The sequence below is a fragment of the Gramella jeungdoensis genome (assembly GCF_023805255.1).
GTDB lineage: Bacteria > Bacteroidota > Bacteroidia > Flavobacteriales > Flavobacteriaceae > Christiangramia > Christiangramia jeungdoensis.
Genome location: NZ_JAMSCK010000002.1, coordinates 684,062 through 699,484, shown reverse-complemented (window position 1 = coordinate 699,484; position 15,423 = coordinate 684,062). Strand labels below are relative to the sequence as shown.

Genomic DNA, 15,423 nt, shown 5'->3' with positions numbered 1-15,423 from the left:
TTAAGTAATTTAGTTGAACTCAATATACATAATTAAAAACACCCTTGACCTTAATTCATAAATTTGTCATAAACATTCCGCTCAATTTTGAATAACGAAAATCAAAAATCGGCTTTAAGTGAGTCTGAAAGCAATCCCTCTTCAAAGAGCGTGAGTTCTGAATCTGCAAAGAGAATAAGGAGTTTCAGAAAGAATAAATTTTCTGAAAAAGAACTTCTAGAAGAACTGCTTAAGGGAAACAAGACTGCCCTGGGCAGAGGGATCACCCTTATAGAAAGCAATCAGAAAACACATCAGAAGCAGGCTGAATACCTTATTGAAGGAGCATTGCCATACGCCCATAAATCGATACGAATCGGAATTACAGGAGTACCGGGAGTAGGTAAAAGCACCTTTATTGAAAGTTTTGGCTCATATCTTATCCAGCAGGGAAAAAAAGTGGCAGTTCTCGCAGTAGACCCCAGTAGTTCGGTTTCTCATGGTAGTATCCTTGGTGACAAAACCAGAATGGAAAACCTTGTAAAGGAAAAAAACGCCTTTATACGACCTTCCCCCAGCGGTGAATCTTTGGGTGGCGTCGCAAGAAAGACCCGGGAAAGCATCATTCTATGTGAAGCCGCCGGATTTGATGTAATCCTGATCGAAACGGTTGGGGTTGGCCAAAGTGAAACCACTGTACATAGCATGACCGATTTCTTCCTGTTGTTAAAGCTGGCCGGGGCTGGTGACGAATTGCAGGGAATAAAACGTGGGATAGTGGAAATGGCAGATGCGATCGTGATCAATAAGGCCGATGGTGATAATCAAAAACATGCCAGAGAGGCAAAACTCGAATTCAACAGGGCCCTTCAACTATATCCTCCAAAGGAAAGCGAGTGGAAACCCAAAGTAAAACTCTGTAGTGCACTATATAATGAAGGGGTTTCAGATGTCTGGGAAATGATATCAGAGTTTAAGGAAAAGGTTGAAAATAATAGTTTCTTTCAGCATAACCGGCAGGAACAAAATAAATTCTGGCTGTATCAGACCGTAAATGAATACCTGAAAAGCAGATTCTATGATGATCCTAAAGTAAAAACCGCTTTAAAAGAGCAATTGCAACTAATAGAAGATAATAAGACCACAGCATTTGCCGCGGCCAAACACCTATTAAGCCTGGCCTGATTGTTCTTTAAGTATTTTCGCCACGAGGAATTGTCTTAACCTGTAAAACCCGAAACCAAATATTCCACCTATCACCATTCCTGTGATAATATCTCCCGGGTAATGCACCCCGAGATAGATTCTGCTATATGAGACTATGGCAGCCCAAAACAGGAGAAATACGAAAAGTTTTGGATAATGTTTCTGAAATAGAAGACTTAAAAATACCGCTACACCCATGGAGTTGGCAGCGTGAGCAGAGAAATATCCGAATCGGCCACATCTTACGGCAATAAACCGGGCATATTCCATTACACCTTCCTGCCGGCATGGCCGTGGTCTTTCAAATCCATGTTTGAATAGATTCGCCAACTGATCGGTGGCCGTAATTAGAAGTGCTATCACAACCAGAGTGATGAGAGTTGGCTTTAATCCGAACTTTTTAAAGATAAAAAAAAGCAATATTGCATAGAGCGGAATAGCCATCCACTTATCACTGATCGCGAGCCACAGCCAGTCCCACTGTTCTGAACCCAGATTGTTCAGAAATAGAAAAAGTTCCCTGTCTAATTCGGCCAGTTTCTCCATTATTCGTCTTCGTATCGGGCAACTTCTCGATCGTAGAACTCATTCGCCTGGGTGATGAGGCCTTCAGCTTCGCTGCTAAGTTCCTTTTCGTCTTCCTTGTCAAAATCTTCCAGCCATTCCACCTCATCGTTCTTCAGATCGATAATGAATCGAGGATATTCGGTATGTATCACAAAAATGGAATCGGGAAAATCGGTATTATCACCCAGTATAAATCTTGGAAGCTCCATATAATATATTTTAAACTTTTAAACTCTCTTTTAAATGAATAAGCTTTTTAGTTAAGTAATTAAAACGGAAATATAGTAATAATGCCGAGGATGTCAAGCCGGCAAGTAAACCAAACCAGATTCCCATACTACCCATTCTTTCAGGCTGACCAAAATAGAAACTTACAGGAAAACCAATAATCCAGTAAGCGATAAAGCAAATAAGTGTGGGAAGTTTCACATCCTGAAGTCCTCTCAAAGCACCGAGGATCACCACCTGCATTCCATCGCTTAACTGAAAAACAGCCGCTACAAGAAGTAGCTGTGCGGCAAGGCTCACCACCTCAAAATTATCAATGTAAAAGCCTGGCAGAATATCATTGAGCAATATGAAAAGAATAGCAAAAATGCCCATTATGAAAAACACGAGCAGAAAGATCGAAAAACTGATTCTTCGAAGTTCCCTGTATGCCTTTAGTCCCACCTGGTTCCCCACTCTAATCGTTGCCGTAACACCAAGACCAACGGCTATCATAAAGGTCATGGAAGAAAGGTTAAGCGCGATCTGATTCGCCGCCTGGGGATTGGTTCCAAGGGTTCCCGCGAGGAAAACGGTCGCCGTGAAAATAGCCACTTCAAAAAACATTTGTAATGCGGTGGGAAAACCTAAAGACAGGAGTCGTTTGAAAATATCCCATTTCAGCATTTCCTTTTTAGACCATTTGAAATATTCAACAAACTTGGATTTTCTGCGAAGTATTTCCCAAACAAACCAAAGCATAAAAAATCTTGAGATCAGTGTTCCCCAGGCCGCACCCACAAGTTCGAGCCTTGGAAAGATCCATATTCCATAGATGAGTAAATAGTTGAACACCACATTTACCACATTAGCCAGTAAAGTAGCATACATGGCGTAGCGCGTTTGCGAAAGTCCATCGGCAAATTGCTTAAATGCCTGAAATGCCATTAGGGGTAGCATGGAAAACGCGACTATATTCAAATAAGGTATGGCTAGCTCCACCACTTCAGGTGGCTGATCCATATAATAAAGTACAGGTTTTGCAATAAGGAGAACTATGAACAGAAAAATGCCGTTGAGGGTGCTTAGAATAAGACCGTGGTGAAAAAAGCTTCTCCCTCCTTCAATATCCTCAGCTCCATCGGCCTCGGCTATGAGAGGAGTGATGGCAAAGGAAAAGCCAATACCCAGAGACATGGCAATAAAAACGAGGGCATTCCCCAACGAAACTGCGGCCAGTGGAGCGGCACCAAGCCTACCGATCATCAGATTATCCACCAGTCCCACCATAACGTGACCTAACTGGCCAAGCATCACGGGATAGGCTATATTAAGATTTTTACCGAATTCTTTGGTATAGGCCGATAGCTGCAAAACTAAAATTTAGGATTGCAAAGGTAGCCGCTTTACTTATCTTTTAAAGGGATAAACTAAATTTCTTTAAGGAGAACTAGTCGGGCATTTCAACCATATCATTACTGATATTTTCCAGCCCATATTTATCAACCAGGTACATCAATGAAGCCATGGTGGCTGCTCCAAGTTCCAGCTCACGTTTATTCACCTGCTCAAAAGTGTCATTGGAAGCGTGGTGATAATCGAAATAACGCTGGGAGTCGGGTCTTAACCCGGCAAGAACGATATCTCCTCCTTTAAGCGGGCCTATATCGGCGCCACCGCCACCTCTCTCAAAATAATGTATCAGGTAAGGTTTAAAAAGCTCTTTCCATGAAAGGATCTTGTTGAACTGAGTGTCATTAGCCGTAATACTAAAGCCTCGTGGGGTAAAGCCTCCGGAATCACTCTCCAGGGCAAAAACGTGGTCTTCATTTTTTTCCTTCGCAACGGCTGCATATTTATTACCACCGCGAAGACCATTCTCCTCATTCATAAAAAGAACCACTCTAATTGTTCGCTTTGGAGTATAGCCAGTTTCCTTAAACAGGCGAAGCACTTCCATAGATTGTACAACTCCGGCCCCATCATCATGTGCGCCATCGCCCAGGTCCCAGGAATCCAGGTGCCCACCAACAACCATTATCTCATCAGGATATTCTGAACCGGTGATCTCTCCTATTACATTATAAGACTGCACATCTTCATGCTGCTCACAGTTGAGCTTAAAATAAAGTTCAAGGTCTTTCTGAATTTTCAAGATGCTGCTTAAATATTCAGCATCGTTGGTTGAGATAGCAGCCGCAGGTATTCTCTTATCTACCGGGGTATCTCCATAACTCATGGAACCAGTATGTGGAAAATCATCAAGCCTAAGATTCATTGATCTCACGATCACACCAACTGCACCATATTTTGCCGCTTCCTTAGCTCCGGAATAACGCTGATCTACACAGCCTCCATAAGCTTCAAAAGTATGGATCAGATCGGCCCGCATCGGGCGGTTATAAAAGACAATCTTTCCTTCTATATTTTCACGGCCGTATTCGGCCAGTTGTTCCAGTCCCTGTACTTCTATCACCTGGGCTTTGGTCCCTCCGGCGGGAGTAGCGACCGAACCTCCAAGAGCCGTAATATTTACGTTTCGCGTTGAGCCCGGACCTGTTTGCACGTAAGCAAACTCCCTTTCTCCCCTGGTCCATTTAGGAACCATCACAGGTTGAAGCCATACCTTATCCAAACCAAGCTTCTCCATTTCAGCTTTGGTATATTCTACGGCCTGTTGCGCATTGTAAGAACCCGATAACCTGCCTCCAATCTCATTGGATAAATGATCCAGCCATGCATAACTCTTACCATTAAGAAGAGACATATCGTAGATCTTGCGGATATTCAGGGAATCGTTTATATACTGATCCTGTGCTGAAACCGAGATACCTGTAAACAGTAAAATAAGGGCAATAAAATATGACTTCATAGAATACAAATTTGGGTGCTAAATAACAGCAAAAATTTCATTTATACGAACTATACTTTTAATTCTTTTCTTCGTTGAGTTGTTGACGATATTCATCAATATTCTTGCGAATCTCCTGAGCTAATTCCGGCTCCTTCACCTCTCTGTAACTGCTTAGTTCATCATAAAGTATCTTTGCAACCAAATACCGGGCCATCGATTTATCATCAGATGGAATAACATACCATGGAGCATTTTCTGTAGAAGTTCTGTTTATGGCATCCTCATAACAATGTTGATATTCTTCCCACAGTTTTCGCTCTTTCAGGTCGCCGGGAGAGAATTTCCAGTTCTTATTTGGCTTATCAAGTCTTCTTAAAAGCCGTTGCCGCTGCTCTTCTTTTGAAATATGGAGAAAGAATTTAAAAATTATGGTTCCATTCTGTGCGAGATGTTTCTCAAAATTTCTGATCTGTTCAAAGCGATGCTCCCAGAATCTTTCGTTTATATCCTCAACACTGTTTACATTTGGCAAATTCTCGTTCAGAATATATCCAGGATGAACCCTCGTAACCAGTACATTTTCATAGTGCGTTCGGTTAAAAACCCCAAACTTACCACGTTCAGGTAAAGCAATATAATGTCTCCAGAGAAAATCATGTTTAAGTTCTCTTTCAGTAGGCACTTTAAAACTATGCACAACTACTCCCCTGCTATTAAAATCTTTAAATACTTCACGAATAAGACTATCCTTACCAGCCGTATCCATTCCCTGTAAACAAATAAGTACAGAGTATTTGCCATAAGCATACAAAGTATCCTGCCAGTCGCCCAGCTTTTCCCTGGTTTCTTTGAGTTTGTTTTCAAGCTCTTCTTCATTCATTCCAAGGTCCAGAGAAGTTTTTATACCAGAGAGTGATATTCTGGATCTCACTTTAAGGTCCTGAAGGTCTTTGCTGTGCATTTTTTTAGGCTTTGCCATTAAATATACAACCTTTAAGAGATTTAATTTTTTTATCTTCGTACACAAATAATTCACCTTGGATAAACTGGAAAAACAAGAGATTATAGATAAGGTCACCACCTTGTTAAAAGAAATCCCTTCCTCCATGGATGTGGTTAGAAAAGGGGGAAACCGTGATCGTCGATTCCGTTACCTCGCTAACCATATGGTTGAAAAAGCCATTGAAAAAGATGCTTTGATAGTTTCAAAAAATGGTCAGGGAATCGCAATTCTATTTAAGACCAGTAAAAAGGACAATAATATCTGGAAAGACCTGTGGACGCAACTTGGTTTAGTGGTAAATGTTACCGGGATTAAAAATGCGTTCAACATTATCAAAACCCAGAATTATATAAAGAACCAGAGACCACAGCAGGGTGAATATCTTTATTGCTGGTTCTGGGGAATTTTAAAAGAGTATCGCGGAGCCGAAACCCAGGTTGGAAAGGAAATGAAAGATGAGTTTTTCAGAATTTCCCATGATACAGGCCTTACTCTTTACGCTGAAACCCGTGGCAGGACTAATTCTATTGTCTACCAAAGGGTTGGATTCGAATTATTCCATGAATGGGACCATCCCAGCGGAGACACCATGTATTTCTTAAAATACGACCCTAAAAAGAATAAAAGGCCTGCTGATGTCTAAGCATCTAAGCTTCCATCATTGACAATCATTTAAAAACGACTGCCAAATAACTTAACGTCTTCATCGGTTATTTCTTTTCCTCCAAGGATGATAAGACGTTCTACCACGTTTCGTAATTCACGGATGTTTCCACGCCATTCATTTTCTTTCAGAACGTTAATGGCTTCTTTAGTAAACTCCTTTTTATTAGTTCCCTGTTCCTGTGCGATCTTTTCACTAAAGTAATCCACCAACAGCGGAATATCTTCTTTTCTTTCCTTTAATGGAGGTACTTCTATTAAAATTACCGCAAGCCGGTGATAAAGGTCTTCCCGGAAATTGTTTTCCTCTATCTCCTTTTTAAGGTCTTTATTGGTAGCCGCGATAACACGTACATCTATCTTAATATCCTTATCACTACCCACCCGCGAAATTTTGTTTTCCTGAAGCGCACGAAGCACCTTGGCCTGTGCCGAAAGGCTCATATCTCCAATCTCATCCAGGAATATCGTGCCTTTGTTCGCAGCCTCAAATTTTCCTGCCCTGTCTTTATTTGCTGAAGTAAAAGCACCTTTAACATGCCCAAACAACTCACTTTCTATAAGTTCGGAAGGGATCGCTGCACAGTTAACCTCTACCATAGGCCCCTTGGAACGATCGCTCTTCTGATGCAGCCAGTGGGCAACAAGCTCCTTCCCCGTACCATTCGGGCCGGTAATAAGTACACGTGCATCAGTATGCGCCACCTTCTCGATCATCTCCTTGATCCTTTTGATTGCGTCTGACTCACCGATCATCTGGTAGTTCTTACTCACCTTCTTCTTAAGCCTGGTATTTTCTACTACCAACTCCTTTCTGTCCAGAGCGTTACGAACCGTATTAAGAAGCCTGTTAAGGTCTGGTGGTTTGGAGATATAATCGAATGCTCCCAATTTCATGGTGTTCACTGCAGTGTCCAGATCACCGTGGCCGGAGATCATCACTACCGGAACCTCAGGTTTTACCTTTTTAACCGCTTCCAGAACCTCAACACCATCCATTTTTGGCATTTTTATATCGCAAAGAATAAGATCAAAATCCTCATTCTTAACCAGTTCCATTCCTTCAAGACCATCCTCGGCTTCCGTAACTTCATAATCCTTACTTTCTTCAGTAAGAATTTTATTCAGAACCCTTCGTATAGCTGCCTCGTCTTCTATTAATAATATTTTTGCCATCAGAATATTGAAAATTTTAATCCGCTGCGAGCGTAATAAGTATTAGTCTCATTAATTGTATAAACGTCATTCTTATCAGCATCACGCAGCCTGATATCATTTAATATAGTGTGTCCAGCATAAACGTAAAACTTAAGATGTTCAGTGATCTTATACTGGTATTCCAGTCCGCTCAGTAATACGGTCATCGAAATACTTTCCGCCAGTTCATCGGCAACCGAACCTGAAGGGGTCGCATCAAAATTTTTCTGAACATTAGCAAAAAATCCATCCAGCATTGCAAATGCTTCCAGACTATGTTTATTGTTAAAATAATACTTTATATTGGATTTTGGGGTACCAACCATGTAAGACCAGTTTTCATCCCATCGCTTATAATAATTCAAAATAGGTAACGGAAATGGGAACCCGGTAGTGGTTGAATACTGAAGCCCCAGGATTAGCCTTTTCGTATCCACTTCATCTTCATTTTCCCAGGTTTTCATAAAGAATAATGTCCCCGTATATATGAGATCATCATTCAATATTTTATTCCTTGAGAAATTCGAGGCAATTTTAAGTCCTCCCTGCGCCCCGAACCGCCAGGCATCATCTATTTTAAATGTATAACCAAGCGTTGTAGTGAAAGACTGAAATCTGTCCAGTACCTTGGTATTAAAATCCTCCGGATCATTATATTTAAAATGCACATTCCTGTATTCAAGGCCCGGCACAAGGTACGAACCTTCATTTTTCAGCCTGATGGGAAAAGCAAGGGAGGTTCTAAACCTGCGAAAGGAGTTATCAGAATTCTTCTGTGGAAAATAGGTGTATTCCAGTCTGGCCAGATCGGTATTCTGAGCAGATGCTATTAATCCAACAAAAAGAATTAATCCCGTTAATATCAGTTTACGCATCCTGGTCATCGGTTAATTCATTAGAATTGGTATTGTTAGCCGGATAGAACATATGCACATCCCTTTGTGGGAAAGGTATGGTGATATTGTTCAATCTGAACTTATTATTGATCTTAAACCTTAATTCACTTTTTACTTTAGGATCTACAAAACTGTCGGAAACATAAAAATGAAGCCCGAAAAGTAAGGCTGAATCTCCAAAATCTTCAAATAAAATAAATGGTTCAGGCTTTTTAAGTATGCCCTTTTGCTCACGTGCACATTCAAGCAAGACTTCTCTCACTTTCTCAACATCACTCCCATAAGAGACCCCTACCTTAACGACTTCCCGGGTAGTTTTATGATTCTGGGTATAATTAAAAACAGTATCGCTTATGAATTTGTGATTGGGAATGATCATTACCTTGTCATCCCTTGTAAGCGCCCGCGTGGTTCTAAGCTTTATTTCAAATACCCTTGCTACCCTGCCTTCCATTTCGATAACGTCACCTACGAGAAGGGATTTATCAAGGATTATAAATATTCCTCCTATTACATCCTGAAATAATTCCTGCAAGGCAAGACCCAGACCAACGAATAAAGCTGCTGAAGCGGTTAGAAGTATTGTGACATCCACTCCGGTAGAACTTAAGGTGATAAGAATCACTACCACATACACAAAATACTTAATGAATTTGAAGACACTTATGAACTTCATTTTGTCTTCTTCCATCAGTTTTGAAGTGATAAAAGATCTTACAATCCTTAGAACAACACTGGTTACCAAAAAGGCCAGAATGATTAAAACAACCAGGCCTACAGTAATTTTAATTTCTTCTCCACCTATAGAATAACTAAAACCGGCATTCCAGATCTCCTTGATAAGACCCCAGATATCCTGCTCTATTACCTCAGTAACCTTTTCTTTAGCTGTTTGATCCTGCATAATTAATATTTAAGCCATTTATACAGTTCTTTATAAGTAGGTTTTTTACCGTACATAAGTATTCCCACCCTGTAGATTTTTGCCGATAGCCATAGCACTCCAAAATTTGTTGCAATCAGGATAATTATTGAAGTTGCTATTTCCCACCACGGAACTCCAAACGGGATCCTCATCAGCATCACAATAGGAGAAGTGAGTGGGATTATTGAAAATATAGTAGAGACCGTACCATGGGGATTTTCGACTACCGAAAAGAATCCCACATAGATCCCAAGAATAAGTGGTAAAATAATGGGAAACATGAACTGCTGAGTATCAGTCTCGCTGTCTACCGCGGCACCTATCGCCGCGTAGATGGCACTATAAAGAAAATACCCTCCAATAAAGTATATAACAAAGAAGCCTAACAGGCTGGCATAAGGCAAATTCAGTATATCTATAACCAGTTGATTTATTTCAGGTTTCGCCACTTCACTCACCACATTAGAAGCTGGCATTTGTGCAGCCAATGGATCTATACCAAGAAAAGAAGAAATGCTAAATAAAAGTACAGTTCCCAAAATGACCCAAATCGTGAACTGGGTGATCCCAGCCAGGGAGGTACCCAGCACTTTACCCAGTAATAATTGAAAGGGTTTTACTGAAGAGACAATGATCTCTATAATGCGATTGGTCTTTTCTTCAATCACGCTACGCATTACCATATTCCCGTAAATAATGATGAACATCATTAAAAGATAACCGGCAGCTCCACCAAAGAACATTTTGATGTAGTTTGACATTTTTGAACTTCTTTCACCCGCAAAATTCTGGATATCCACACTCACATCGGCACGTGCCTTATCAATTTCAGATACATCTATTCCTCTTGCGATAAGCTGTTCCCGGGTAAGTTTATCTGAAATTGTCTTTTCAATATTCTCAATAGTACCAAAACCGGGAGTATCCTTTCCAAAGAACTCAATTTTCGCGTTTTCTCCGGGAGCAACATTGGCTATATGTATCAGCCCGAAATATTCATTATCCAGAACCTCTTCCCTGGCCTCTTGCAGGGATTTACCTGAATAATCAAGGTATTGCACCTGTTCACCATCTTTGAACTCTGAAGCAAACATTCCGCTTTCATCGTGAATACCTATTATCTTTTGCTCGGTACTGTTCAGCATACTCAAATAAGCAATGAGCAGGATCATACCAACGAAGATAAGCGGACTCATAAACGTCATTATGATAAAGGTCTTATTCCTTATCCTTGCCAGGTACTCCCGGTTTATAATAAGCCTTAGGTTACGCATTTTGAGTTACCGTTTTTATAAAAATATCATTTACTGAAGGAATCACCTCAACAAAATGATTTATTCTGGCCCGGGTGAGCAAAAATCTGATCAGTTCATTGGAAGATTCGTGCTCCCCAAGTTTGATTGTTAGCTTAAGGTCGTCCTGTATACTTTTAAATCTGGCGGGGCCAATCTGAAAACGCGATTTAAGTTCCTGTTTCAGGGTGGCCTCGTCTACCGCATCGAGTCCCACTTCAAAGGTGTTGGATTTGTATTCCTTCTTGATCTCTGAAACCTTTCCATCCAGCAGTTTATTCGACTTATGGATAAGGGCGATATAATCACAAAGCTCCTCAACACTTTCCATACGGTGGGTGGAAAAAAGAATGGTGGCTCCTTCTTCTTTTAGCTGAAGTATCTCATCTTTAATAAGATTAGCATTCACAGGATCAAATCCGCTAAAAGGTTCATCAAAGATCAGTAATTTTGGCCGGTGCAGTACCGTAATCACAAATTGTACTTTTTGGGCCATTCCTTTGGAAAGTTCCTGTATCTTCTTATCCCACCAGCCTTCGATTTCGAGCTTCCGGAACCAGTACTTAAGCCTTTCTTTAGCTTCAGTCTTGCTGAGGCCTTTCAGTCTTGCCAGATAAAGAGCCTGCTCCCCTACTTTCATTGATTTATAAAGCCCTCTTTCTTCAGGAAGGTAGCCAATATGTGCTATATCGTCTGGATGCAGAGGTTTCCCGTCAAGATATACCCTGCCTTCATCAGGCATGGTAATTTGATTTATGATTCTAAGAAGTGTGGTTTTTCCCGCACCATTTGGCCCTAAAAGGCCAAATATGCTTTCTCTGGGGATATTTATTGAAACATTGTTGAGTGCAGTAAAATTTCCAAATCGCTTATAGATATTCTCCGCAACCAAAAGATTTTCCATATAGTATTTTATAGGAAGGTTAAAGATAGAGAAATCACCAGAGAGTGGTAGTTGATTAAGAAGATTTTATAATTTCCGAAACCTCCGTAAAAACAAAACCCACCCTTAAAAGGATTAAGGATGGGAAAAAAATTGCTATGAAAAAGAAAAATTATCACTAAAAGACTTAGTGATAATCAAATATATAAATTTTTTCTTAAAACCGGCTTTTTAAGAAAACATATCTTTAACTTTTTCAAAGAAGGATTTATCACTCTTTTCGGGGTTTGGCCTGAAATTCTCATCATCGGCCATCCTTTCAAAAAATTCCTTTTGCTCTCTGGACAGGGCCTTAGGAGTCCATACATTTACATGGACCAGAAGATCTCCCTTTCCGTAACCATTAATACTGGAAATACCTTTACCTCTCAATCTCAAGATCTTACCAGATTGAACACCTTCCTCGATCTTAATACGAACCTTACCAGTCACTGTATCGATTTCCTTTGAAGTTCCCAGAGCAGCTTCAGAGAAACTGATATAAAGATCATAATGAAGGTTATCTCCCTCTCGCTGAAGACTTGCGTGCTCTTTTTCTTCGATAGCTACCAGCAGATCTCCGGGAATGCCATTTCCAGGGGCTTCATTACCTTTTCCTGCTACTTTCAGCTGCATTCCATCTTCAACACCCGCAGGTATTTTAATAGAAACGGTCTCCTCTTTCATCATTAGACCTTGCGAATCGGCTCCTTCAGGTTTATGATCAAGGATCTGCCCTGTCCCGCTACAGGTTCCACATGGAGAGGCAGTTTGCATTCTACCCAGAATTGTATTGGTTACTCGGGTAACCTGTCCTGTACCATTACAGGTTGAACAAGTCTTATAAGTGGTACCTGGAGCTTTGACCTTTCGCTTCACCTTGATCTTCTTCTCACAACCATTGGCAATTTCTTCAAGATTCAAACTAACCCTGATCCTGAGATTGCTTCCTTTACTGCGGCGCTGGCCTCCGCCGAATCCTCCAAAGCCGGAGAATCCGCCACCAAATCCGCCGCCAAAGATGTCACCAAACTGGCTGAAGATATCATCCATGTTCATGCCACCTCCGCCAAATCCGCCACCTTCGAAGGCCTGGTGACCAAAACGATCATATTTGGCTCTCTTTTCCTGATTTCCTAAAACTTCATAAGCTTCAGCAGATTTCTTGAACATCTCCTCGGCTTTAGAATCACCCGGATTCTTATCGGGGTGGTATTTCAAAGCCATTTTACGATATGCTCTTTTTATATCTGCTGCTGAAGCGTCTTTACTTACGCCTAATATTTCGTAATAATCTTCTTTCATGTCGGGTTTTTACAAATTTTGCAAAAGCGGTTTACTGGCCGGTAACTACCTTTGGATATCTAATAATCCTCTCGCCCAGCTTGTATCCGGGTTCTACTACATCAACAATCTTGCCTTTAAGATCATCAGAAGGGGCAGGCACCTGTGTAATAGCTTCATGCACTTCAGAGTCGAAGTCTTCTCCCTGTTCCACCTTCATTCTTTCAAGCCCTTTGGCCTTAAGGGTTTCCTTAAGCTTATTGTGAATCAACTCTACTCCTTTTAAAAGATTTTCGTCACCAGATTTTTTCAGTTCATTTAAGGCCCTGTCAAAATCATCCAGAATAGGCAGCATAGCTGTCATTACTTCCTGATTGGCAGTTTTAAATAACTCGAGTCTCTCCTTTGAAGTGCGTCTTTTATAATTTTCAAACTCGGCAAAGAGCCTTAAGAATTTATCCTTTTCCTTTTGAAGGTCTTCTTTTAAGCGCTCTTCTTCGGTAAGCTCATTTCCCTTGGTTTCAGGCTGTTCTTCTTTATTTTCGCCATTTCCGTCAACTTCCTCGATGGCATTATCCAATACTTCTTCTACCTGATCTTTAACCTCTTTATCCTGTTTTTTGGCTTTATCCTTTTTTTCGCTCATTACTTAAAATTTACTTTCAGCCACATTTAGTCAAATTCATTGCCAATTCGGTTAAAATGTCAAAATGTCACAAGATTATTTTAGTAAAACTTTAGGACGCAAGGAATGATTTTCCTTTTACTTTTGCCCCGAACTTTAAAAATTAATCCCCAATGAAGAGATTATTTCTAAATGCATTAGTTATTGCAGGTCTGGGACTTGCTTTTACTTCATGTAAGAACAATAATAATGAAGCCGAAATGGCTGAAGCAAAAGATACTGCTACAGCGCAGGCTGATGCTTCAGAATTTAAGGTAGACACTGCCACATCTGTAATTGAATGGCAGGGTGAAAAGCCTACCGGAACTCATACCGGAACCATCAAGGTTGCAGAAGGAACCTTCAAGGCAAACGACAGCGTGATCGAAAGTGGAACTTTTGTTATAGATATGAATTCCATTGAGGTGACCGATCTTGATGGAGATAAGAAAGCAGATCTTGAGGCTCACTTAAAAGGTACTGTAGAAGGAAAAGAAGGTGACTTTTTTAATGTTACCAAATACCCTCAGGCTACTTTTGAAGTGACCGGAATCACTGAAGAGGAAGGTCAGCAAATGTTACAGGGTAACCTTACAATAAAAGAGGAGACCAAGAACATCGCTTTCCCGGTAAACATTACAAAAGATGGTGAGAACATCCAGATCACCAGTGAAGAATTCACGATAGACAGAACAAAATGGAACGTGAATTACGGTTCAAAATCTGTATTTGACGGGCTGGGTGATAAATTCATTAATGACGAAATTGAATTGAAAATAAACCTGAAAGCCAAAAAGGCTTAGTTTATAATTGAATTTTAATGAAAAGCCTCGCGTGAAGCGGGGCTTTTTTATTTTAGGTAAGATCGGCGAGGGCCCTTGAAAGATTCGTGTATTTGAAATTGTATCCCTGTTCTTCTATTTTTTTACAGCTTACAAGCTGACTGGAAAGAACGATCTGGGACATCTCTCCCAGCAAAGTTTTTAATGCAAATTTCGGAACATTAGGCAGCCATATCGATTTCCCCATCTGTTTGGCAAGTTCCCTGGTAAGTTCTTTATTGGTAACAGGATTTGGCGCTACGGCATTATAAACCCCAGTAAGTTCGTTCTCAATAGCAAAAAGAAAGATCTCTGTCAGATCTTCAATATGTATCCAGGACTGCCACTGCTTTCCACTTCCCAGTGCAGCTCCCATATTTAAGGAAATAGGTTTTTTGATCTTTTCAAGCATTCCGCCATCTTCGGCAAGCACAAGGCCTACACGTATTTTGGCCACATCCAGGCCTATCTTTTCAAATTCATCAGCAGCAGCTTCCCATTTACGAACAACTTCTCCAATAAAATTATCGGCTACTGATTTGCCTTCCTCAAAATATAACTTTTCAAGAGAACTGGGATAGATACCAATGGCGCTTGCCGAAATAAAATTTTCCACCTGATGTGGATTTTCCTCTAAAGTTTTAAAAAGTAAAGCTGCCGTATCTACCCGGCTTCTGATGATTTTCTTTTTATAAGAATTAGACCAGGGTTCGGCAATGCTCGCACCGGCAAGATGGACTATGGTCTTCACTCCTTCAATACAGCCCTTCTCTATCTCCTGGCTTTTTGGATCCCAGTAAAACCCCTGATAATCTTCCTGCTTCTCTATTTTAGCTTTATCAGTGGTAAGATAGTTAACCCGTATCCCTCTCTCCCTGCACAGATTGCTTAGTTGAGAGCCAATAAGTCCTGTTGCACCGGTAATTAATACGCGCATACTTTT

Annotated in this window: 16 protein-coding genes; 3 read left to right on the top strand and 13 right to left on the bottom strand. The window is 40.7% G+C overall.

What is annotated here, in order from left to right; all coding sequences use genetic code 11:
* Nucleotides 1–87 precede the first annotated feature (87 nt).
* On the top strand, nucleotides 88–1,164 hold the full coding sequence (gene meaB, locus NE848_RS07230) for a methylmalonyl Co-A mutase-associated GTPase MeaB (protein WP_252111934.1): 1,077 nt from the start codon (nucleotides 88–90) through the stop codon (nucleotides 1,162–1,164).
* On the opposite strand, the gene NE848_RS07225 is transcribed toward meaB, so the two are convergent.
* The 5 genes from NE848_RS07225 to NE848_RS07205 all read right to left on the bottom strand — a co-directional run bounded on the left by NE848_RS07225 (nucleotide 1,150) and on the right by NE848_RS07205 (nucleotide 5,774).
* Nucleotides 1,150–1,731 carry a phosphatase PAP2 family protein gene (locus NE848_RS07225; protein WP_252111932.1) on the bottom strand — a complete coding sequence of 194 codons (582 nt, stop codon included), beginning with the start codon at nucleotides 1,729–1,731 and terminating at the stop codon, nucleotides 1,150–1,152. The genes meaB and NE848_RS07225 overlap by 15 nt on opposite strands.
* On the bottom strand, nucleotides 1,731–1,961 hold the full coding sequence (locus NE848_RS07220) for a hypothetical protein (protein ID WP_252111930.1): 231 nt from the start codon (nucleotides 1,959–1,961) through the stop codon (nucleotides 1,731–1,733). Before NE848_RS07220 ends, NE848_RS07225 begins: the two co-directional genes overlap by 1 nt.
* A 10-nt stretch (nucleotides 1,962–1,971) precedes the next feature.
* Complete coding sequence (locus tag NE848_RS07215; RefSeq protein ID WP_252111928.1) at nucleotides 1,972–3,333, bottom strand: MATE family efflux transporter; 1,362 nt, start codon at nucleotides 3,331–3,333, stop codon at nucleotides 1,972–1,974.
* A 76-nt stretch (nucleotides 3,334–3,409) separates the two neighbouring features.
* Nucleotides 3,410–4,831, bottom strand: coding sequence for a M20/M25/M40 family metallo-hydrolase (locus NE848_RS07210; protein WP_252111926.1), 1,422 nt, complete (start codon nucleotides 4,829–4,831; stop codon nucleotides 3,410–3,412).
* Between the two features lie 58 nt (nucleotides 4,832–4,889).
* Complete coding sequence (locus NE848_RS07205) at nucleotides 4,890–5,774, bottom strand: PPK2 family polyphosphate kinase (RefSeq protein WP_252111924.1); 885 nt, start codon at nucleotides 5,772–5,774, stop codon at nucleotides 4,890–4,892.
* A gap of 76 nt (nucleotides 5,775–5,850) precedes the next feature.
* On the opposite strand from NE848_RS07205, the gene NE848_RS07200 reads away from it, so the two are divergent.
* Entirely contained in the window at nucleotides 5,851–6,459 is a 609-nt protein-coding gene (locus tag NE848_RS07200; protein ID WP_252111922.1) for a hypothetical protein, read from the top strand.
* A gap of 29 nt (nucleotides 6,460–6,488) precedes the next feature.
* On the opposite strand, the gene NE848_RS07195 is transcribed toward NE848_RS07200, so the two are convergent.
* The 7 genes from NE848_RS07195 to NE848_RS07165 form a co-directional block, all read right to left on the bottom strand.
* Nucleotides 6,489–7,655, bottom strand: coding sequence for a sigma-54-dependent transcriptional regulator (locus tag NE848_RS07195; protein WP_252111920.1), 1,167 nt, complete (start codon nucleotides 7,653–7,655; stop codon nucleotides 6,489–6,491).
* Nucleotides 7,655–8,551 carry a DUF6268 family outer membrane beta-barrel protein gene (locus NE848_RS07190; RefSeq protein ID WP_252111918.1) on the bottom strand — a complete coding sequence of 299 codons (897 nt, stop codon included), beginning with the start codon at nucleotides 8,549–8,551 and terminating at the stop codon, nucleotides 7,655–7,657. Before NE848_RS07190 ends, NE848_RS07195 begins: the two co-directional genes overlap by 1 nt.
* Nucleotides 8,544–9,476, bottom strand: coding sequence for a mechanosensitive ion channel family protein (locus NE848_RS07185; protein ID WP_252111916.1), 933 nt, complete (start codon nucleotides 9,474–9,476; stop codon nucleotides 8,544–8,546). Before NE848_RS07185 ends, NE848_RS07190 begins: the two co-directional genes overlap by 8 nt.
* 2 nt (nucleotides 9,477–9,478) lie before the next feature.
* The gene (locus NE848_RS07180) at nucleotides 9,479–10,771 is read right to left on the bottom strand and encodes an ABC transporter permease (protein WP_252111914.1); all 1,293 of its coding nucleotides are present in this window, start codon (nucleotides 10,769–10,771) and stop codon (nucleotides 9,479–9,481) included.
* Nucleotides 10,764–11,693, bottom strand: coding sequence for an ABC transporter ATP-binding protein (locus NE848_RS07175; protein WP_252111912.1), 930 nt, complete (start codon nucleotides 11,691–11,693; stop codon nucleotides 10,764–10,766). The genes NE848_RS07180 and NE848_RS07175 overlap by 8 nt, the downstream gene beginning before the upstream one ends.
* 210 nt (nucleotides 11,694–11,903) lie before the next feature.
* On the bottom strand, nucleotides 11,904–13,016 hold the full coding sequence (gene dnaJ, locus NE848_RS07170; RefSeq protein WP_252111910.1) for a molecular chaperone DnaJ: 1,113 nt from the start codon (nucleotides 13,014–13,016) through the stop codon (nucleotides 11,904–11,906).
* A gap of 31 nt (nucleotides 13,017–13,047) precedes the next feature.
* Nucleotides 13,048–13,641 (bottom strand): nucleotide exchange factor GrpE, encoded by a 594-nt coding sequence (locus NE848_RS07165; protein ID WP_252111908.1) that lies wholly within the window; start codon nucleotides 13,639–13,641, stop codon nucleotides 13,048–13,050.
* A gap of 152 nt (nucleotides 13,642–13,793) precedes the next feature.
* Between NE848_RS07165 and NE848_RS07160 the strand changes: the two genes are divergently transcribed.
* On the top strand, nucleotides 13,794–14,462 hold the full coding sequence (locus NE848_RS07160; protein WP_252111906.1) for a YceI family protein: 669 nt from the start codon (nucleotides 13,794–13,796) through the stop codon (nucleotides 14,460–14,462).
* A gap of 52 nt (nucleotides 14,463–14,514) precedes the next feature.
* Here the strand turns inward: NE848_RS07160 and NE848_RS07155 are convergent, their stop codons facing one another.
* The gene (locus NE848_RS07155) at nucleotides 14,515–15,417 is read right to left on the bottom strand and encodes a TIGR01777 family oxidoreductase (protein ID WP_252111904.1); all 903 of its coding nucleotides are present in this window, start codon (nucleotides 15,415–15,417) and stop codon (nucleotides 14,515–14,517) included.
* Nucleotides 15,418–15,423: the final 6 nt, after the last annotated feature.